This is a genomic window from Flavivirga algicola (assembly GCF_012910715.1).
Lineage (GTDB): Bacteria > Bacteroidota > Bacteroidia > Flavobacteriales > Flavobacteriaceae > Flavivirga > Flavivirga algicola.
The window spans coordinates 180,730-202,088 of record NZ_JABBHF010000006.1 but is presented as its reverse complement, the minus strand read 5'-3'; the positions used below and the strand labels follow the sequence as shown (position 1 = coordinate 202,088).

Genomic DNA, 21,359 nt, shown 5'->3' with positions numbered 1-21,359 from the left:
AATTACTAATATTTAAAATGAATATTATATGTTAGCGGCGTAATTATTGCCCCTCCAATAAATTTATTTTTCAAATGAACTTAACTTTAGAAATACAGTCGTCTATTATTACTAATTATACAAACAATGCTTTTTACATTAGTAATACATATTATACGTACGAAGATTTAGCCCAAATTATATCTAATATAAGATTTGCTTTAAAGAATAATGTAAAGAGTACGGAATGCTTTATTGGATTAATCACTAATGATGATATTTATACATATGCTTCAATAATTGCATTATGGATGGAAGGTAAAGCTTACGTTCCGTTAAATCCAGATTTTCCAGATGACAGGAATTTGGCAGTAATAAAGCAAGCAGATATTGTTACAATTCTCGATTCTTCATCTAGGAAGGTTTTTAACAATTTTAATTCGATAATGACGGAAAACCTTAGTAACTCAGATATCGATTTAAACCCTTCTGAAATATCAAATGAAGATTTTGCCTATATATTCTTTACTTCGGGAACAACGGGAACTCCCAAAGGTGTACCAATAACTTTTGGAAATCTCTCTAGTTTTATGGAGGCTCAATGGGCTTTAGATTATACAATTACAGAAAATGATAGATGTTTGCAAATGTTTGAATTAACATTCGACTTATCTGTTGTTTCATATCTAGCCCCTTTACTTAAAGGTGCCTGTGTTTATACTATTCCAAAAGATGAGATTAAGTATAGTTATATTTTTGAATTAATGGAAGACCATGAATTAACTTATTCACTAATGGTTCCTTCTATATTACATTATTTAAGACCTTATTTTGACGAAATTAATTGCCCATCAATGAAATTTAGTTTATTCTGTGGGGAAGCTTTGCCTTTGGATGTCACAGAAGAATGGAGTAAATGTATTCCAAATGCAACAATTGCCAATGTTTATGGCCCTACTGAGTGCACGATTTATTGCATGGATTACACTTACAAAAGAAATGGTGAAAATAAAACACATAATGGGGTTTTAACAATTGGTAAAGACATGATAAATACATCAACTATTATAGTAGATGATGACAATAATGAAGTTGAAACAGGAAAAGAAGGAGAATTATGCTTAAGTGGTTTACAATTAACACCTGGCTATTGGAGAAACGAAGAAAAAAACAAGCAAGTATTTTTCAATAAATATTATAAAGGAAAGGAAACAAGGTTTTATAGAACGGGTGATTTATGCCGTGCTGATAAAGATGGTGATGTTTTATATTTGGGGAGGGTTGATTTTCAGGCTAAAATTCAAGGTTTTAGAGTTGAATTATCCGAAATAGAGTTTCATGCAAAGGCTTCCTTAAACAAGATAAATACTGTAGCAGTAGCTTTTACCAATAATATTAAAAATACTGAAATAGGTTTGGTAATAGAATCAGAACCAATTGACACTAAAGAATTGTTGAAAAAATTAAATGATAAGCTACCTAAATACATGATTCCAACACAAATTAAATTTGTTGGCAGTTTTCCTCTAAATTCCAATGGAAAAACAGATCGAAATAAATTAACAAAACTTTTTACTGAATAAATATAAATAACCATGGAAACCTTAACGATAAAAGAAACTATAAGTGGTGTCTTAGAGTCTACATTAGAGCATAATAATTTTGAAATGCATGACGAATTAACAGCCAAAGATGTTGATGGATGGGATTCGTTATCGCATATGATGATAATAACAAAAATTGAAGAAGCTTTTAATATTAAATTTAAACTAAGAGATTTAAATAAGCTGAAGAACATGGGATCCTTAGTCTCTGTAATTCAAAGTAAAATTTAAATTATTTATTTTGGTTTTTAATTCTATAAAGTTTGTAGTGTTTGTCCTACCTGTTCTTTTCCTTTATTGGAGTTTTTTTAGAAAAAACAAGGTAGCTCAAAATGTATTATTACTAGCCTCTAGTGTTTTTTTTTATGCCTGGGCAGATTGGCGATTCTTATTTTTACTAATAGCTAGCATTATAATAAACTATTATTTGGCTTTAAAAATAAGGAAAGAAGTTGATGATGAAACCAAGCAACGGCGATTTTTATATTTAGGACTTGTATTTAATGTTGGGCTTTTACTATATTTTAAGTACTTCAACTTTTTTTATGAAAGTTTTGTGGAGCTAGTAAATGTCTTTGGAATAACTTCAAGTTATACAACTCTTGCTATTCTACTTCCTTTAGGGATTAGTTTTTTTACTTTTCAAACACTAGGGTATTTAATTGATGTTTATAACGAAGAAATAGATCCAAGTCACAATTTCTTAGAATTTTCTCTTTTTGTTGCTTATTTCCCCAAAATCCTTTCTGGACCAATTGAAAGAGCATCTAAAATGATGCCTCAAATCCAAGAAAGGAGAGAATTTTCTTATGAGATTTTTGTTGATGGGCTCAGACAGATATTATGGGGGTTATTTGCTAAAATTGTTATTGCGGAAAATTGTGCTTCTATAGCTAATCCAATTTTTGATAATTTTGAGGGGCAAACTGGTAGCACACTCATTCTAGGAGCCTTTTTCTATGCGATACAGCTATACGCAGATTTTTCTGGATACTCAAATATGGCGATTGGTGTATCAAAATTATTTGGTATTCAATTAATGCGTAATTTTTCAACTCCTTTCTTTTCAACCAACATCAGTGATTTTTGGAGAAAATGGCATATATCCTTAACTACATGGATGATGGATTATGTATTTACGCCGCTTTCATTTAGCCTAAGGAGATATCAGAAAAATGGATTAATTATCTCAATTATTGCAACATTTGTCCTAGTAGGATTTTGGCATGGTGCAAATTGGACTTTTGTTTTTTACGGATTATTACACGGAATTTATTTCATTCCATTAGTTTATTCTGGTAAAATGAATTCTTCAGAAATTGTTGCGAAAGGAAAACTTTTTCCTTCAATTATTGAATTCATTAAGATGTTGTTATTGTTTGTTTTAATCATGCTAACCGATGTCTTTTTTAGGGCTAATAGTATTAAAGAAGCTATAAACTACATTGTTTCCATTTTTTCTTATGACATTTTTTCAATCCCTCAAGGAATGTTTAGTTCTAATTATATGATAACCATATTTTTACTTTTTATATTCTTTTTTATTGAATGGAATAATCGAGAAAAAAAGCATGACTTTGAAATTAAAAATTATAATATTTTTTTAAGATGGAGTTCTTATATCTTTCTATTCTTGTTAATATTATTTTTTGGAAAAAGCTCAGAAACATTCATTTACTTTCAATTCTAAATAATTATGAAACTACTTTTAATTAAACTAAGCGTTTTTTTTGTTGTTTGCTTTGGAATAATTACTGCGATTTTGATGAATTATGGAGGTAATGTTGATTATTTTTATCCAAAATTTACTACCCCAAAAGTTAAATCAATAATAATTGGTGATTCAAGGAGTTTTCAGGGAATCCAACCCAGTGTAATTAATCAATATTTTAATAATAATAAAAAGCAATATGACCTTCCTATATTAAATTATAGTTTTACGGGAGCACAGGCTATTTCAGGTCCTTTATACACTAAAAGTATCCTCAAAAAAGTAGATAAAACAGCCACTAACGGATTATTTATTATATCTATAACACCAGATTTTTTAACTTCAAAGGATGGGTTTAGGAATGATTTAGGTGAATTTAGAGAAGCAAATCAGCCACCTCACAATATGAGCTTTGTAGATATCAATCCAAATTATGAATATTTTTTTAAAAATATGGCTTATTTCCACTTCAAGGCTTTATTTAGAAAAAATTCTGAAACTCATAAAGATGGCTGGCTAGAGGAATCTAATCTGCCAACAGATACTTTAGTTTTTGATACATGGAGAAAGCACCAAATAGATTTATTTCTTGATGATAGAGATATGTATAAAATATCAGATTTCAGAGTTAACAGTTTCAATACCCTCATTGAAGAATTAAAAAAGTATGGTAAAGTTTACTTAATAAGAATGCCTATTAGTAAAGAATTTTTAGATCTTGAAAACTCTTATTATCCAAAATTAAATACTATAGTTGATTCTATTGCAAACATTAATGAAACTCCTTATTTTGATTTTAATAATTCTGGAGAACTTCAATATGACACCTATGATGGTCATCATATAGATAAGCATGGCGGTAAGGCGTTCACAAAAGCACTTTGTGACTCCATAGTTAAAAACTAAATCAAATATTCAATGTTATTTAACTCATTTGAATTCTTACTTTTTTTTCCGATAGTAATTATTGGGTTTTATACGTTACCTCACAAATATAGGTGGTTATGGCTTTTATTGGCTAGTTACTTTTTTTACATGGCGCATGAACCATCACTGATAATTCTACTGTTAATATCAACTATAGTGGATTACTTCTGTGCATTAAAAATGCCAGATTCATCCAATAAGATAAAAAAAGTACTTCTATATGTAAGTATATGCACCAATATAGGAATACTCTTTGTTTTTAAATACTTGTTCTTTTTTACGTCATCTATAGAAGGTTTATTAAAATTCTTTGACTTAAATATTATAGAAAGTGGAAATACTGCTGGTTCTTACAATTTTAATCAAATATTATTACCTGTAGGTATTAGTTTTTATACTTTTCAAACTTTAAGCTATACAATAGATGTATACAAAGGTAAGGTTCTGCCAGAAAAGCACTTTGGGGTTTTTGCATTGTACGTCTCATTTTTTCCTCAGCTAGTAGCTGGCCCTATTGAAAGGGCTTCAAGATTAATCCCCCAACTTAAACGAAAAATAAATCTTAACATACCCGATATAAAAAAAGGACTTATACTTATGGCATGGGGGTTCTTCTTAAAAGTTGTTGTAGCAGATAGGTTAGGCTTGTATGTTGATGCAGCGTTCGATAACCCAGATTCTCCACATGCTCTATCATTAGTTTTAGGTTTTATATTTTTCAGTTTTCAAATTTATTACGATTTTTCTGCATATGTATCTATTGCAATCGGAGCGGCAAAAACATTGGGTTACGATTTAATGGCCAATTTTAATCGTCCGATTTTTTCAACTTCTACATCGCAATTCTGGCAAAGGTGGCATATATCTTTAACAAATTGGCTAAGAGACTATATCTATGCCCCTTTGGTTAGAAAATACAAATTTAGTAGAGTAACAGCCGTATTAATTGTATTTATTGTAAATGGTCTTTGGCATGGGGCAAATTGGACTTTTGTGATTTGGAGCTTATTAAATGCGTTATTGTTAATTATAGAAATTGGAACACTTAAAACAAGGAATAAGATTTTCAACTTTCTTAATTTTCCAAAGAAATTTGTTTCTTTTTGCGGTTGGTTTATAGTTATAGGTTATTTGTTTTCATCGTTAATATTTTTTAGATCACCTTCAATAACACATGCTTTAACATATTATAAAAACATGTTTAATTTTGGTAGTCTACATATTAATATTCTAAATAACTATTTAGAGTTATTTATAAGTATAACACTAATAATAATTGTACAAACTATACATTATTACAAAGGAAATAGTAAGGTATACGAATTGGTCACACATCGTACAAAATATGTTAGATACAGTATGTATGTAGGCTATATTTTAATCATAGTTTTATTTGCTATTAATAGGCAAAACACTTTTATATATTTTCAATTTTAACGATATGTCATTAAAAAAGTTTATTGTTCAATTATTGTTGTATTTTATACTCTTTGCAGGAATATACTTTTTTTTTGTATATAAACTTTCTAAGGGATATGTAGATCAATTCTATAATAAAGTAAATCAGGATGCTGGAAGTTTAATTATCGGTTTATCCAGAGCAGATCAGGGAATAGACCCATTCATTCTAGAAGAAGAGCTTAGCAACTATGATAAACCTATAGTGAATTTTTCAATGAACGCACATCAATCGGCTTTCGGTGAAGTATATTTACAAGGTATCGATAAAAAACTGAGTACTAATAACATTAATGGACTTTTTATAGTCTCGATCAGCCCAGGGAATTTCACAGTTCGTGCTGAAATTAAAGATGACAAAATTTATGATTTAGATAAAGAGGCAATTATTGGTAGTATTGATAATTTAACCTCAAAACCTAATTTCGATTATATCATTTCAAAATATCAACAACCCCTATATAATTCTCTTTTTAACAAAGAGAATCTTGATTATTTTATGTCTCATCCAAATGGGTGGAATGAAATTGCTTTAGCTAAAGAGAATGATAGTAAAGATATGGCTTTCTGGAAAGAACAAACCACAGATTATTATAATCGTGAGATAAAAAAACTGAGGATTTCAAAATATAGAATTAAATATTTTGTTAAAACTATAGAATACCTTAAAACCAAAGGAAAGGTTTTTGTAATAAGAATGCCTTCAGATTTAGATGTAGTAAAATTTGAAAATGATAATTGGAAAAATTTTGACTCTCAATTTGATAGCATTTCTAAAAAACATAGTATTCCATATTTTAACTATTCAAAACGATCAAATGAATTTATAGCTTATGACGGTTCTCACTTAGAATCTGAAAGTGCAAAAAAATTCACTAAGCTGCTAAGTATAGATATTAAGAATTATTTAAAAACAAAAAAATCTATAAATTAAAGTGAATCCATATCTACAAAAGATATTTAAAACAATTTGGCTAAATCATTTTAACGCTGGATTAACAGCTAATGAGTTTAGCTTTATTGATATGATTACTTTTGTAAAACACAAAAAAATTCCAGTTTACTTTAATACAGGAGCTACTAATACTAAAGGGATTTCGTATAATTTATCAGATAAAATTTCCAATGATTATAAAGGCAAAACATTTATTGTATACGATGTACAGGATTTTAATACGGATATTCCTAAAGCAGTTAATGGATTAAGCTGCTATAAAATAAGGCAATACCCTGGATTTATATGTGATTTAAATAATTACGATAATCTTCATAAATATATGTTGGATGTTATTAGTAAGAAAAGTCGTTATAAATTTAATAGTTATAAAAAGAAGCTCGAATCTGATTACGGAATTAGTTATAAAATGTATTTAGATGATATAACTAATGATGACTACGAATCACTCTTTACAAGTTTTAATTTCCTTCTAAAAAAGCGGTTTCTTGAAAAAAAAACAGTAAACAATAATCTTAATCCTGTTGAATGGGAATTTTATAAAAAAGTAACATTTCCAATGATGAAGAAAAAACAGGCTGGTCTTTTTGTTGTTTACAATAGAAGTACTCCTATAGCTATAACATTGCTAAATTTTTCAAAAACCAATATGATTGATGTTATAAGAACCTTTGATATAAACTATTCAAAATACAGATTAGGTACAGTAAGTTTAATGAAACAGCTTGAATGGTGTTTTAAAAATAATATTTCGGCCTTGGATTTTTCTAAAGGATATTTTGAATATAAAAAGAGATGGGCAAATAAAAATTATATGTTGGAATACCATATATTTTACGACAAGAAATCATTTAAATCTAAATTAATTGCATTCTTATACAAGCAGTTTTTCAAATTCAAATTGTTTCTTAGAAAGAATAACCTAACCCATCTTATTCATGAATTATCTTTTATCTTAAATAAAAAAAAATATGCAAAATAACTGCTATGTTTTCCTTTTAAAGAGATTTTTTTGAAACAAAAAAATTAAAGAGTAAATTAGTTTTAATGTTAAGTAAACTATTTTCTTCTCAAAGTAATCATTTAATTTTTGACTTATTTATAGAAACTAAAATTAGTATTTTCTTTTCAAATTATGCTATAAACAGTTTATCTCAAAAAAGTCTTAAGGTTAAAAAAGATATTGCTGATTTTAATTTCAAAAAAATCAAAATGATCAAAGATGTCCCCAATTATATTCAATTCAAATTAAATGAATTAAGTCCAGACATAGTACATAAGGTAATCCCTCAATACAGTGGCTATTTGATAAATACAGTTGGGTACAAAGATGCCAGTGATTATATAACTAAAAATTTAAGCAAGAGGAATAAAAAAAACTTAAATTCTAAAAAAAACAAGCTCTATAAAAACCATAAAATCTTTTCGGAATTCCACCATGGATTTATTGAAAAAAATGAATACGATACTATTTTTAAGACATTTTACAAACTATTAAAAAATAGATTTAATGAAAAAAAAATGCATAACCGATATCTATCGACTTGGAAGGAGTTACAAAGTACAACTTATCAGAAAATTTTAGACAAAAAAGCGTCTTTGCACGTTGTTTATAATGATATAACCCCCATTGCTATTACCTTAAATTATCATTTAAATGATATTGTATTTAGCCACATTCAAACCTTTGATACAAATTATTCAAAATATAACATGGGAGATATTAGTATGCTAATTCATCTTGAGTGGCTTATAAAAAATAACATAAATGTATTCGATTTATCAATGGGAAAGACATATTACAAAGAGAAATGGTGCAATCATAAATATACTTTCATGTATCATCTTTTTTATAGCAAAAAATCTATATTATCTAGAATCTGTTCACGAATTATAGTGCAGGAACTAAAGCTTATTCAGTTCTTAAGAGACAAGAATATTATTGGCACGTTGATTAATTTTGACAAACTCCTTTTTAATTATAAATAAGAGTACAGCAAAATAACATTAAAATGTTAAAAAAAATAACCCCAGAATCTTTAGATGTTTTAAGCACTTTTCTTGAAAGAAAAGAGGCTTTGCCTGTTTACAATAAAATAACAAATAAAATTTCTGGATCTTTAATTTATAAGAACTCAGAATATGAAGCTAATAATAATTTATATTGTATTTATGATTTTCCCGGTTATTTTGAAGGGACCATTGTAAAAAAAGGATGGAAATCAAAAAGCATAAACACCTATAAGGGATCATTAATTCTCCTAAAAAACTACAAAAATGTTGAAGCGTATTTAAAAAGCAAGTTTAGTGCTGGTAGAAGGTCTAAATTTAGAACATACCAAAAAAGGTTAGAGACTTGTTTTAATATTGAATATAAAGCTTATTATGGAAATATTTCAAAAGATGAATACGAATATCTTTTTGAAGCATTTCACAAAATGACAAAAAAACGTTTTATAGAAAAAAAAATCCAGAATTACGATTTATCTCGTTGGGATATTTATTATGAAATCGCATATCCATTAATTAATAGTAAAGAAGCCGTTTTATTCGTTATTTTTAATAACAATAAACCAATTAGTATTTGTTTGAATTTTGTGAGAGGAAATACTATTTATGGTTACCTTAGAACTTATGATATCGATTATTCAAAATTCTACATTGGTTTTACAGATTTTATAAAACAACTGGATTGGTGCTACAACAATGGGATTGAAATTTTCGATTTATTAAAAGGTAGCTATCCTTATAAAATAAAATTGATTGATACTAAATACGACTTTCAAAAGCATGTAGTATACAACTCAAATTCATTTCTAACAACGATATCTGCAAAAGCAATAATAGCCAAAACAAAAGCTTTTTACTTTTTAGTTAAACTGTTAAAAAAAATAAATGTTAATGTTATTTACTATAAATATATAAACTACAAATACAGAAATAAAGAATTAAGCAAGGTTGAAAATGATTTACAAAAAATCATTATTAATAATAATGTTAAAACAGCACTAGACGATGAGCTTAGAGAAATTGATTTGAATAACGAAGCTTACTCTTTTTTAAAAAGAACGATATTCAATTTTTTATACGCTAATCAAGAGTCAATAAACAATATAAAGCTATTCAAGTATAAAAACGAGGATGATTCCTTTTTTATAAAAGGAGAAAAAAATGTCCAAAAAATCACTTTTCGATAGTATATAAAAATCTAAAAATGCTAAAAAAAGTAAAACCAGAATATTATAATGTATTAAATGCTTTTCTTGAAAGAGAAAGGCCCTTCCCTATTTATAATAAAGTTGTTAATAATTTTTCTGGCAATACTATTTATAACAGTAAAGGGTTAAAAAATGAAAGTAAAAGCAATTTATATTGCCTTTACGATTTTCCCAGTTATTTAAAAGGGTACATTACCAAAAAAGACTGGAAATCTAAACATATTAACACTTTTAAAGGTTCATTAATTTTTCCTGAAAATTATACTGACACACAAAACTATTTAAAAACTAAATTTAAAACTCCTAAAAGATTTAGACTTTATCAAAATAAACTGGAAGCTTGTTTTAATATTGAATATAAGTGTTATTATGGTCATATATCAAAAGAGAACTATGATTACCTTTTTGATACTTTTCAAAAAATGCTACAGAAAAGATTTTTGGAAAAGAAAATAGAAAACCATGACTTGTTTCGTTGGGAAATATATCATGAAATTGCATACCCTCTAATTAACAGTAAAAAGGCCGCTTTGTTTGTTATCTATAATGATAATAAACCTATTAGTTTTTACCTGAATTTATTAAGAAACAAAACTATTTATGGCTATGTAAAAAGTTATGATATTGATTATTCTAAGTTTTCTATCGGTTTCATTAATTTTCTACAACAACTTCGTTGGTGCTTTGAAAACAGTATTGAAGTCTATGATTTATTAAAAGGTAATTACCCCTATAAAAATAAGCTGATTGATGCCGAATTTTATTATCAAAAGCATGTAATTTATAATTCAAAATCTTTATTAGCAACTATTATTGCTCACATAATAATTTTTAAAACTCATATTTTTTATAAAACAATTAATATTCTGAAAAAATTAAATGTAGATATTATGTATCATAAATTTTTGGATTTTTTATACAAAAATAAAGTTGAAGATGATTCGCAAAATATAATAGTCACCAACAATGTTCAAATGGTTTTAGACAAACAATTAATTAAAATTGATTTAAATGATGACTCTTTAAGTTTCTTAAAAAGGCCAGTATATACTTTTTTATATCATAATAAAGAACAATTAAGTACTATTGAGGTATTTCAATTAAAAAACAAATTAAACACTTATATGATAAAAGGAGAAAAAAATGTCCAAAAAATAACGTTTCAATAATTTTGGATAAAGCTAATAACATAACATTTTTAAAAGCTTTCACAGAGAATAGCCTACCTCCTATTTGCAATAAAGTTATTTATCAAAAAAATGTATATTATAATAAAAACATTGATTCTGAATTAGATTTAAATAAACAAGTATTAATATTTAAGGATGTCTCCGATTATGTAGATATTGAGCTATTTCAGCAAGCAAAAAATATTGTCATTAACAAAACTAAGACTCTTAAAGGGCATTTAGTAGAACTTGCCCCTTTTAAAGATATACAGGAATATTTACAAAATAATTTTACTACTAAAAGCAGGTCAAATTTCAGGCGTTATGAAAATAGGTTAAAATCTTGTTTTAAAATTAAATATGTTTCGTATTATGGCAATATAACCAAAGAAGAGTATGATAGACTATTTATTGTTTTAAAAGACTTATTAATAAGGCGGTTTGCCGAAAAACAAGAAAAGAATTATGAATTACAGCATTTAAAAGGATATCATGATGTTGTATATGATATGATATTGAAAAAAGAAGCATGTTTATTTGTGATTTACGATAACGAAAAGCCTATAAGCATTAGAGTAAATATGTGTAAAAAAAAACTAGCTTACTATATTATAAGTGGTTATGATGTAGATTACTCAAAATTTCATTTAGGATCAATTGATATGCTAAAAAATATAGAATGGTGTATTGATAACAACTTTGAAATTTATGATCTTTTAAAGGGATATGACTATTATAAATCAAAATGGGCAACCAAAAAACATGATTATTACATTTATATAATTTACAATTCCAACTCTATAAAACTTACTTTAATCAGTTATTATATTACTATAAAAGAAACTATTAAATACAAATGCTACAGGTTTTTAAAAAAACACAATTTAGATACAAAATATAAAGATTTGAAAAGGTATTTATTTGGAATAACTACCTTTTTTAAAAATAAAAAAGCCACAACCATACTTATAGATAATAATGCAAAAATCACAGATCAAATATTTGAAATAGATATTAACTTAGACAATCAATATATCTTTTTAAGAAAACCCGTTTATAATTTTTTATTTTTAGCAAATACGTCTTTAGATAATGTAACTATTGGTAAACTAAGCGGTACTTCAAATAAGTTTCTTTTAAAAGCTAAAAACAAAAGCCAATTACTAACAATAAATCATTAGGATTTATACCAAACAGAATAAATGGGTTTAAATGTGAGACATATTAAATTAAGTTTTTTTTTAGATCTTTTTTTTAAAAACAAAAGCCTTCCTGCTTTTTGTAAAAAAATAACGAATACGCTTTTAAATACTACGGTTTATGAAACTAATGCAAAATCAATATCTAAATTTAAAAATAAGATATATTATATAAAGGACATTCCCGATTATTTTTTAACAGAACTTGATAAGACAAACATGTCTTTAAAACTTCTGTCTGCTCCGCTTTACCAAGGGTATTTAATAAATTTAACAGCATTTAGTAACCTAGAGGATTATCTTAATAATAAATTAGGTAGGCCTAGAAAATCGCAATTAAAAAGATACAGAAAGCGACTGGATTTATGTATTGCTCCAGAGTATAAAATTTTTTATGGTGATATATTAAAAGAAGAATATCAAAATATCTTTAAAGAATTAATTTTAATAACAAAACGACGTTTTTCACAAAAAGAAGAGTTTAATTTTGAATTACCATATTTAAAATTATATCAGGAGATGATGTATCCTTTGCTATTAAAAAAGCAAGCAGCTATATTTTGTATTTATTATAAAAAAAAGCCTATAAACATCACATTAAATTTTATTGATGGCGATACCATTTTTCATTGGAATAGCTGTTATAATATAGATTATCAGATGTTTAATTTGGGACACATAAATATGGTAAATCACCTGGAATGGGCCTATGAAAATAACTTTAAACTATTTGATATGGGAAGAGGCGATTTTTTACATAAAAGAAAATATGTAAATGAAAGTTACATTTATAATGAAAATATAATTTTCAGTTCTAAATCTATTACGGCTTATATGCGCGTTCATTTTAGAATATTAAAGTTAAAAACACGCTATCAACTAATTAACTTTCTAAAAAAAATTAATTTCCATAAACTATACGGCTACTATGCAAAGTATAAATATAAAATTGTTAAATCTGGGGATATAAAAACTACTCAAAATAAGATTGATGTAGATCATAATATTTCAAAAATTCCAGAGCTTGAAAAATTAAGGCTAATTGATTTAAACAATGAAGCATATGGTTTCCTAATAAAACCACTGAATTACTTTTTACATAAAACGCAAGAATTCGTTCATGATGTAACAATTTATATCGATTTAGATGATGACCAAACCTTTTATTTTAAAGGCACTAAAAAATACCAGAAGTTAACAGTTATAAATTAGTATTAAAACTTAAATGAATAAAAAAAACAGAATACCAATCTTTCCAGTATTATTCAAAAGTGATGATATTAATCAACTATATGAAAGTTTTGAGTATTTTAACCTAAAGGTTTATAATGAAGCAATTGATTACAATTCAAAAAATAAAACCTTCTATTCTTACAGACTAATACCTGAATATTTTAAATTAAACCTTAGAGATGCTTCTTTCAAAACAAAAATAATACCCCAATATAATTGGGGATATTCTATTTTACTTAATCCTTCAGATACAATTGGCTCATATATGCAACGTCAATTTAATTCAAAAAAAAGAAACATTTATACGAGATATGTAAGACGCTTAGAAACTTGTTTCGATATTAAATATAAGATGTTTTATGGTGATATCTCAAAAACAGATTATAACTTTATTATGCAAGCTTTGTATGATATGATAATAGAAAGGTTTGAGGAACGTAACGAATTACATAAAAATTTACACGAATGGAATTATTTACTAGAAAACACCTATTCAGAAATCATTAATAATAATGCCTCGTTATTTGTAATTTATAACAAAGATGAACCAATAGAAATTTCGTTAAATTATCATTTTGACAAAGTTTTATTCAGCTATTTATCTTCTTATGATATTAATTATTCAAAATTTGGCTTAGGGCATGTAGAAATTTATAAGCAAATTGAATGGTGCACAAACCATGGATATATTCTTTTTGAAATGGGTGTTGGCGGTATGGATTATAAACGAAGGTGGAGCAATAATGTTTATAGGTATAACCACATAATACTTTACAAAAAAACATGTAACACAATTAGCTTTAAAGTCCATATATATATAAAGAAAATACTAATTAAAGAATTTTTAAAATCAAAAAAGATTAACGAGATCATTCCAATAATTAACATGTTCTTTCGCAGGAATAAAAACAATAAGAATAATGTGATTATTGAATCCTTTGAGTTGAATGATACTTTTATGTTTGAAACACATAAAAAAATTGATCATAATTCTAAAAATTATTCGTTTTTAAAAAAGTACATTTGCAGCTTTATTTACAATTCAAAGGATCATTATAGTGATATAATTGTTTTAAAAAATACTACAAATAATGCTTTTTTAATCAAAGGGAAAAATAAGTTTCAAAGTATATCATTTGTAAGGTAAATCTAACTGATTACCATAACTAAAATAAAAGAGCTGTTTATCCTAAAACATGGCATTAGAAAGAGAAAATCAACCAAGAATAAATTACTTTTATATATTTGAAGCGCTCATTTAGGAGCAACTTAACCAATCTATGAAAAAAAAATTAATTAGGATTACCACAGTGCCATTATCGCTTAGTGGTTTACTGCAAGGACAGTTAAGATACATGACGGATTATTTTGATGTTTTAGCTGTTTCATCCAAAGGAAAAGATAATGATCTGGATAATGTATCCGAATATGAAGGAGTGCCCACGCTAGCCGTAGAAATGACCAGAAAAATCACACCTTTTAAAGACCTCTATGCACTTTGGAACTTATATAAATTATTTAAAAAAGAGAAACCATTTATTGTACACTCTCACACACCAAAAGCAGGAACATTATCTATGCTTGCTGCTAAATTTGCAAGAGTACCCCATAGGTTACATACAATAGCTGGTTTGCCATTGGTAGAAGCAACAGGTGTTAAAAGGATAATCCTTAATACTGTTGAAAAAATCACTTATGCTTGTGCAACCAAAATTTATCCTAATTCATTCGGATTAAAAGATATCGTTCTTGAACATAACTTTGCAAAAGAAAGTAAGTTAAAAGTTATAGCCAATGGGAGTTCCAATGGTATTGATACTTCTTATTTTGACTCTAAAGTGATTAATGATGAAAACAAAAAAAGAAAACTAAAAGAAAGTTTAAATATTAGTGATAATGATTTCGTGTTTGTATATGTTGGTAGACTTGTTTCAGACAAAGGTATTAATGAATTAATGATAGCTTTTGATAAAATAAGTAAAGAACATAACAACATAAAACTATTGCTTGTAGGTACGTATGAAAACGAATTAGACCCGCTTCTTCCTAAATCAATGGAAATCATTCAAACTAACAAAAAAATTATTTCAACTGGATGGGTAGATGATGTACGTCCTTATTTTGCTATATCAAATGCATTAGTATTTCCAAGCTATAGAGAAGGTTTCCCTAATGTCGTCATGCAAGCAGGGGCTATGGCTTTGCCAGCTATTGTTACAAATATTAATGGATGTAATGAAATAATCACTAATAAAGAGCATGGATTCATTATACCCGTAAAAGATTCTATGGCTATTTACGATAAGATGAATTATATCTTAGATAACCTTGAAGAAGCTAAGGAAATGGGCATTAAATCCAGAGCAAATATAATTTCAAAATTTGAAAGAAAACGAGTTTGGGAAGCCATATTAATAGAATATAATAATCTATTTAAATAAAAAGAAGATTTATACATAAAAAAACACTAAAAATTACTACTCCATAAATATAATCTATAATAAATCGGCACTTACCCTATTTATTATACACAAAGAAATAAACTCTATAGCGGGTAATTCCCATTCGTAAAACTATTTTTAAAGAAATCAAAAGTTAATATGACATTATTAATAAGAACTTTAGAATATTTGAGATTTTATCTCTTTTGGACATTAGACTTTTTTAAAGGCTCTAATACACAAAAACATTTAACAGATATAGCATATAAAATAGAGAATTATTCAAGCCCTAAAGTAATAGCTCTTAGACAGGAAAGCTTGAAAAAAATTCTGGATCATGCTGTGAATACTACCGATTATTATTCCAAGTTTAAAAACTACCATTCTATAAAAGACTTTCCTGTAATAAATAAGAATATTATTCGAAGTCAGGAACAAGAATTTAAATCAGTAATCTTTTTAAATAAAAAAACAAAGACTGTTTCCACCAGTGGATCGACAAGCAGCGCCTTAAAAATAAGTCAGAACAAAAATAAAACCATTAGAAATACAGCCGACAGCATTTATTTCGGAAAAATATCAGGATTTAAAATTGGCTATAAGCTTTTATATCTAAGGCATTGGGACGACGTCTTACGAAAATCTCCACTCACTAAGTTCATGCAAAACATCGACGAGCTCGAGGTTGTTAATATGAATAACGAATATATTTCAAAAATTATTAGAAATATTGAGAAAGACGCATCCAAAAAAGGTTGGTTAGGTTATCCATCAGGTTTTGAGCTTATATGTAAGTACTTAGACAGTATTAATTCTAAACCAATAAAGGCAAATATCAAATCCATTATAACCATGTCCGAAGGCCTTAATAACTACACTAAAAAGGCTATGAATAAGTACTTTAAATCTGAAGTAGTTTCTAGGTATTCAAATATGGAACATGGTATAATAGCTCAGCAGAAGAAAGGCAGTAGTGATTTTCTTATAAATACAGCAAGTTTTTGGGTAGAAATATTCAAAATAGATGAAGATGAACCCGCAGATATAAATGAGCCAGGGCGAATTGTTGTAACAGATTTATATAATTATGCCATTCCCTTAATAAGATATGACACAGGTGATATAGGGGCGATTAATTACAATAAAAAGTACCCAGTTTTAACAAAAATAGAAGGCAGAAAAGCTGATATTATATTTAATACTAAAGGGGAAATCGTATCTTCTTTTATTGTTGCAAATGTTGTAGAGTATGATGGAATTATTCAAGGACAACTAATCCAGGAAGAAGAAAAAGAATATACGTTAAAGTTAAACGTAACAAATAACTTTAATCAAGAAAGCAATGTTATTAAAGAATTTAAAGGTTATTTGGGTCATGATGCCGTTATAAAAATTTTGTATATAAACGAAATTCCATTACTCTCGTCTGGAAAAAGAAAGGCCACTATTAATAATTATTTGAAATAATATTGATGAATAATTATTTAGACAAGTAACTTAAACGTAAAATTTGGAAATAGAACGGTTTTGCTTAACTGAAAAGCGATATAGTTATATATTTGATTTGAATTATTAATAGCAGTAACAAGAAGGTAAATTTAATAAAACTATAGAAGTTTGTATAAAAATATAATCAAGCAACTTTTAGATTCAGTTTTTGCCTTATCTGGGTTAATTCTGCTATCCCCCATTCTTATAACTGTTGCTATAATATTAACGATTTCAAACAGAGGCACTCCTTTCTTTTTTCAAAAAAGACCTGGCAAAAATGAAAAAATATTCAAAATTGTCAAGTTTAAAACTATGAATGATTTAAAGGACGACAATGGAGCTTTATTACCAGATAAAGACCGTTTAACACCTATTGGTCAATTTGTTAGAAAGTACTCGCTGGATGAGATTCCTCAACTTTTTAATGTTTTGATTGGAGATATGAGTTTCATAGGTCCTAGACCTTTGTTAATAAGATATTTACCTTATTATACCGAACTTGAAAAAAAGAGACATTCTGTAAAGCCTGGTATTACAGGTTTAGCACAAATATCTGGTAGAAATTTATTAGATTGGGATAGTAGATTAAAAAAAGATATAGAGTATGTTGAGAATTTAAGTTTAATGCTTGACTTGAACATATTTCTCGATACAATAAAAAAAGTAATAACATCAAAAGATGTTGTTACGGATCCAAATTCAGTTATAGAAGATTTAGATGCAACAAGACAATAATATTAATTGGGCTATTTTAGTTACTGGCTGGGGAAGAAATGCCAAAGATACCATAGAAGCTTTTCATAAAGGGAAACTAAAAAATTCCTCTATAAAACTGGTTATTTATGAAGCTGAACCGTGCGGAGCAAAAGAACTTGCTGAAAAATACAACATTGAAACTCTTAAATTAGTGAAATCAAATTTTCCAAACTTAATAAGCTACCAAAAAGTACTAATTGAAGAAATAAAGAAAAGAGGAATTGATTATATATTCATGCTAAACTACAAGTATTTTATAAAGCAGGAAATGTTGCTTGCTTATCCTAATAGAATCATTAATATACACCCATCGTTATTCCCTAGCTTTTTGGGAACAAAAACTGCTATACAAGATGCTATGGATTATGGTGTAAAGATAACAGGTATTACAACTCATATAATAGATCATAATATTGACGAGGGCATTATACTTTGCCAAAAAGCAATAAAAATTAAAAATAAAGATACGTTTGATTCACTTTATAAAAAATTCGCAAAAGAAGGAAGAAAAATTATAATAAAAACGATAAGCAAGATTGAAAAAAAACATTTCAAAAATATAAAACATAGCAGCCTTAATAATAAGTAATAGTTTTTAATATAATAATTAGATGAATAAAAAGATAACAGTTGAAAGTTTAACTAAAAAAATGTTACAGGAAGCTGTCAATCGTAATACATACTGGAGCAATGGCCTGGCTCCATTAACAAAGAGCAAGGCGCAATGGTTATTAACTAACCCACGAATAGAGGAAGATGATTATTGTTGCTTAATCGCAAAAGAAGGTAAAAAAATGATTTCTTTCATTTATATGATCCCTGATTTTTTGAATATAAATGATGATACTTATAAAAAAGTCTATTGGATGATTTTATGGTGGGTTGATTCAAATTATAAAAAAACGGTATTGGGTACTTACGCGTTTTTTGAAGCATTAAGACTGGTTGACAATAAAATAATAATAAAATCGTATGCAGAACACATCAAAGATTTTTATGAAAAGCAACCTTTTACGGTTATTACATCAAGATTAAGGTATACCCTCTTTTTCAGTATAGATACTCCTATGCTAATAGGAAGATTTAAATTTTTGAAACCATTCTATTTTGTTCTCAATACATTAGATTACTTAGTAGCTTCGGTTATTAGTAAAATAAATTATAATAAATTAAAGAGAAGAACTAAAAACCTTGTATACGACTATATAAATGAATTAGATGAAGGATTATGGGCTTTCATAAAACCTTTATGTAAAAATGATTTTATTTTAAAGTCAAAAGAATATATAAACTGGCAAATTGATAGTAAACAATTTACTCAACTAGCTGTACAAAGAAAGCAGCAATATACATTTTTAGGAACGGGTAATAGCCCTAATATATATTTACACAATTTAAAAATTATTAAAGACAAAAAAATAATAGGCTTTATATCTTATGTAGTGAATCACAATGAATTTAATATTAAATACTTCATAGTTGAAAAAGAAGAAAACTATGATTTATGTGTAGATGCTTTAATTGAAAATTTTATCAAGAAGAAATCAAAATTTATATTTTCAGACGACGCTAAACTAGTCGAAAATATAAAAAAACGCTTTCTAACGATATTCACATATAAAGTTTTAAAAAAAGGTTTAGCTCATGATAGTTTAAATCTGGAAAAAGCGAATCTTTTAAATAGAGATGGTCATTTTTACTAAATTATTATTAAAGGCAAAATGAGGTTTATAAAAGATATACAAAATTCAATAAGAAGCAATAATAGTCATAATTCTCTATGTATTAATAATATTTTTTATACCTACAAAGATTTTGAAAATGAAATACGAAAAATCAGGTTTGCAATTGTTAATACCATTGAGTCTTCAGAAAGATTAATTGGTTTGGTTACTAATGACGATATTCAAACTTATGCCAGCATTATTGCCCTATGGCTCGAAGGAAAAGCTTATGTACCTGTAAATCCTGAAACACCCTTAGACAGGAATTATCACATTTTCGAATTAACAAAAACCAAGCATGTCATTGATTCTTCTAAAGAATCTGTTTATGATGATTATGAAGTGATCAATTCTGGCGTTTTACAAGATCTACACCCTAGCCTAAGTCCAAAAAATTTTTCCGGAGAACATTTAGCCTATATATTATTCACTTCTGGTACAACAGGTGTACCCAAAGGCGTGCCTATTACATTTAATAATGTCCAAGCTCTGGTAGATGCCATAAATGAGGAACCTGAGTTTAATCTTAATAACACCGATAGATGTCTTCAAATGTTCGAATTAACATTTGATTTTTCTGTTGTTACCTATTTGTTTCCTTTATTAGCAGGGGCTTGTATGTATACGATACCAAAAGGAACCATAAAGTATTTTTACATTTTCAAACTTATTAAAGAAAAAGCATTAACGGTTCTTACCATGGTACCTTCCATAATCAATTATTTACGCCCTTATTTTCCAGAAATTAATGAAGAATCTGTAAGATATTGTAGCTTCGGAGGAGGTGCTTTGCACAGCGATATAGCTAAAGAATGGAGTGAGTGTTTACCAAATTGCAAAATATTCAACTATTACGGTCCAACAGAATTCACTGTCTATAGTGGTTTTTATCCATACCATAAGGACACACATACAAAAACCTATAATGGCATAATTGCAATTGGGAAACCACAAAAAGACACATTATATCTTGTTGTAAATGAAAACAATGAAGAAGTTCCTATTGGAGAAACAGGAGAACTTTGCTTAGGAGGTCCACAAATAACACCAGGATATTGGAAAAATGAAGAAAAAAACAAGCAAAGCTTTTTTATTAGAAATGAAAATGGTAAGGACATAAGATATTACAAAACAGGAGATTTATGCATAAAAGATAATGATAGTGATTTTCTTTATGTTGGCAGAGCTGATTTTCAAGTAAAAATTAGAGGATATCGTGTTGAATTGTCTGAAATTGAATTCCATGCCAAGTCAAAATCTAAGAAAAAAGTCAATATGGTTGCTTTAGATATAAATAATAAGCTTGGTAATGCCGAACTAGGGTTGGCTATTGAGTCTGAACCTTTTGACACCTCTTACATTTTTGAGCATATGAAAACTAAAATGCCAAATTATATGATTCCGATGCATGTTAGATTCATAAAAGATTTTCCACACAGTATCAATGGTAAAATAGATAGAAAAGAATTAAAAAAACATTTCGATATAAAATAA

19 protein-coding genes are annotated in these 21,359 nt (G+C 27.3%); all 19 read left to right on the top strand.

The genetic code is table 11. The features are described 5' to 3' along the window. The first annotated feature begins 74 nt into the window (after nt 1-74). The 19 genes from HHX25_RS12005 to HHX25_RS11915 all read left to right on the top strand — a co-directional run bounded on the left by HHX25_RS12005 (nt 75) and on the right by HHX25_RS11915 (nt 21,359). Nucleotides 75-1,562: an AMP-binding protein gene (locus tag HHX25_RS12005; protein ID WP_169673616.1), complete on the top strand. Its 1,488-nt coding sequence runs from the start codon at nt 75-77 to the stop codon at nt 1,560-1,562. Between the two features lie 12 nt (nt 1,563-1,574). After that, nucleotides 1,575-1,814 carry an acyl carrier protein gene (locus HHX25_RS12000; RefSeq protein WP_169673614.1) on the top strand — a complete coding sequence of 80 codons (240 nt, stop codon included), beginning with the start codon at nt 1,575-1,577 and terminating at the stop codon, nt 1,812-1,814. 37 nt (nt 1,815-1,851) lie between these two features. Next, nucleotides 1,852-3,273, top strand: a complete 1,422-nt coding sequence (locus tag HHX25_RS11995) for an MBOAT family O-acyltransferase (RefSeq protein WP_317169085.1) — start codon at nt 1,852-1,854, stop codon at nt 3,271-3,273. 6 nt (nt 3,274-3,279) lie between these two features. Then, a complete protein-coding gene (locus tag HHX25_RS11990) occupies nt 3,280-4,200 on the top strand; it encodes a hypothetical protein (RefSeq protein WP_169673610.1) in 921 nt (306 codons plus the stop codon). A gap of 201 nt (nt 4,201-4,401) precedes the next feature. Beyond that, entirely contained in the window at nt 4,402-5,658 is a 1,257-nt protein-coding gene (locus tag HHX25_RS11985) for an MBOAT family O-acyltransferase (protein WP_240964517.1), read from the top strand. A gap of 4 nt (nt 5,659-5,662) precedes the next feature. Further along, nucleotides 5,663-6,613, top strand: coding sequence for a hypothetical protein (locus HHX25_RS11980; RefSeq protein ID WP_169673605.1), 951 nt, complete (start codon nt 5,663-5,665; stop codon nt 6,611-6,613). A 1-nt stretch (nt 6,614) separates the two neighbouring features. Continuing rightward, complete coding sequence (locus HHX25_RS11975) at nt 6,615-7,616, top strand: GNAT family N-acetyltransferase (RefSeq protein WP_169673603.1); 1,002 nt, start codon at nt 6,615-6,617, stop codon at nt 7,614-7,616. Between the two features lie 65 nt (nt 7,617-7,681). Further along, nucleotides 7,682-8,623 carry a GNAT family N-acetyltransferase gene (locus tag HHX25_RS11970; protein WP_169673601.1) on the top strand — a complete coding sequence of 314 codons (942 nt, stop codon included), beginning with the start codon at nt 7,682-7,684 and terminating at the stop codon, nt 8,621-8,623. Between the two features lie 23 nt (nt 8,624-8,646). Further along, entirely contained in the window at nt 8,647-9,831 is a 1,185-nt protein-coding gene (locus HHX25_RS11965; RefSeq protein WP_169673598.1) for a GNAT family N-acetyltransferase, read from the top strand. A 17-nt stretch (nt 9,832-9,848) separates the two neighbouring features. Beyond that, entirely contained in the window at nt 9,849-11,021 is a 1,173-nt protein-coding gene (locus HHX25_RS11960) for a GNAT family N-acetyltransferase (protein ID WP_169673595.1), read from the top strand. Nucleotides 11,022-11,023: 2 nt separating this feature from the next. Continuing rightward, complete coding sequence (locus HHX25_RS11955; protein ID WP_169673592.1) at nt 11,024-12,202, top strand: GNAT family N-acetyltransferase; 1,179 nt, start codon at nt 11,024-11,026, stop codon at nt 12,200-12,202. A 33-nt stretch (nt 12,203-12,235) separates the two neighbouring features. Continuing rightward, nucleotides 12,236-13,432, top strand: coding sequence for a GNAT family N-acetyltransferase (locus HHX25_RS11950; protein ID WP_169673589.1), 1,197 nt, complete (start codon nt 12,236-12,238; stop codon nt 13,430-13,432). 13 nt (nt 13,433-13,445) lie between these two features. After that, nucleotides 13,446-14,600: a GNAT family N-acetyltransferase gene (locus HHX25_RS11945; RefSeq protein ID WP_169673586.1), complete on the top strand. Its 1,155-nt coding sequence runs from the start codon at nt 13,446-13,448 to the stop codon at nt 14,598-14,600. Between the two features lie 133 nt (nt 14,601-14,733). Next, nucleotides 14,734-15,894: a glycosyltransferase family 4 protein gene (locus HHX25_RS11940; RefSeq protein WP_169673583.1), complete on the top strand. Its 1,161-nt coding sequence runs from the start codon at nt 14,734-14,736 to the stop codon at nt 15,892-15,894. Between the two features lie 159 nt (nt 15,895-16,053). After that, complete coding sequence (locus HHX25_RS11935) at nt 16,054-17,361, top strand: phenylacetate--CoA ligase family protein (RefSeq protein ID WP_169673580.1); 1,308 nt, start codon at nt 16,054-16,056, stop codon at nt 17,359-17,361. A 150-nt stretch (nt 17,362-17,511) separates the two neighbouring features. Next, nucleotides 17,512-18,120: a sugar transferase gene (locus HHX25_RS11930; RefSeq protein ID WP_169673577.1), complete on the top strand. Its 609-nt coding sequence runs from the start codon at nt 17,512-17,514 to the stop codon at nt 18,118-18,120. Beyond that, nucleotides 18,104-18,730 (top strand): formyltransferase family protein, encoded by a 627-nt coding sequence (locus HHX25_RS11925; RefSeq protein ID WP_169673574.1) that lies wholly within the window; start codon nt 18,104-18,106, stop codon nt 18,728-18,730. The genes HHX25_RS11930 and HHX25_RS11925 overlap by 17 nt, the downstream gene beginning before the upstream one ends. A gap of 22 nt (nt 18,731-18,752) precedes the next feature. Further along, nucleotides 18,753-19,844 carry a hypothetical protein gene (locus HHX25_RS11920; protein ID WP_169673571.1) on the top strand — a complete coding sequence of 364 codons (1,092 nt, stop codon included), beginning with the start codon at nt 18,753-18,755 and terminating at the stop codon, nt 19,842-19,844. A gap of 18 nt (nt 19,845-19,862) precedes the next feature. Next, on the top strand, nt 19,863-21,359 hold the full coding sequence (locus HHX25_RS11915; RefSeq protein WP_169673568.1) for an AMP-binding protein: 1,497 nt from the start codon (nt 19,863-19,865) through the stop codon (nt 21,357-21,359).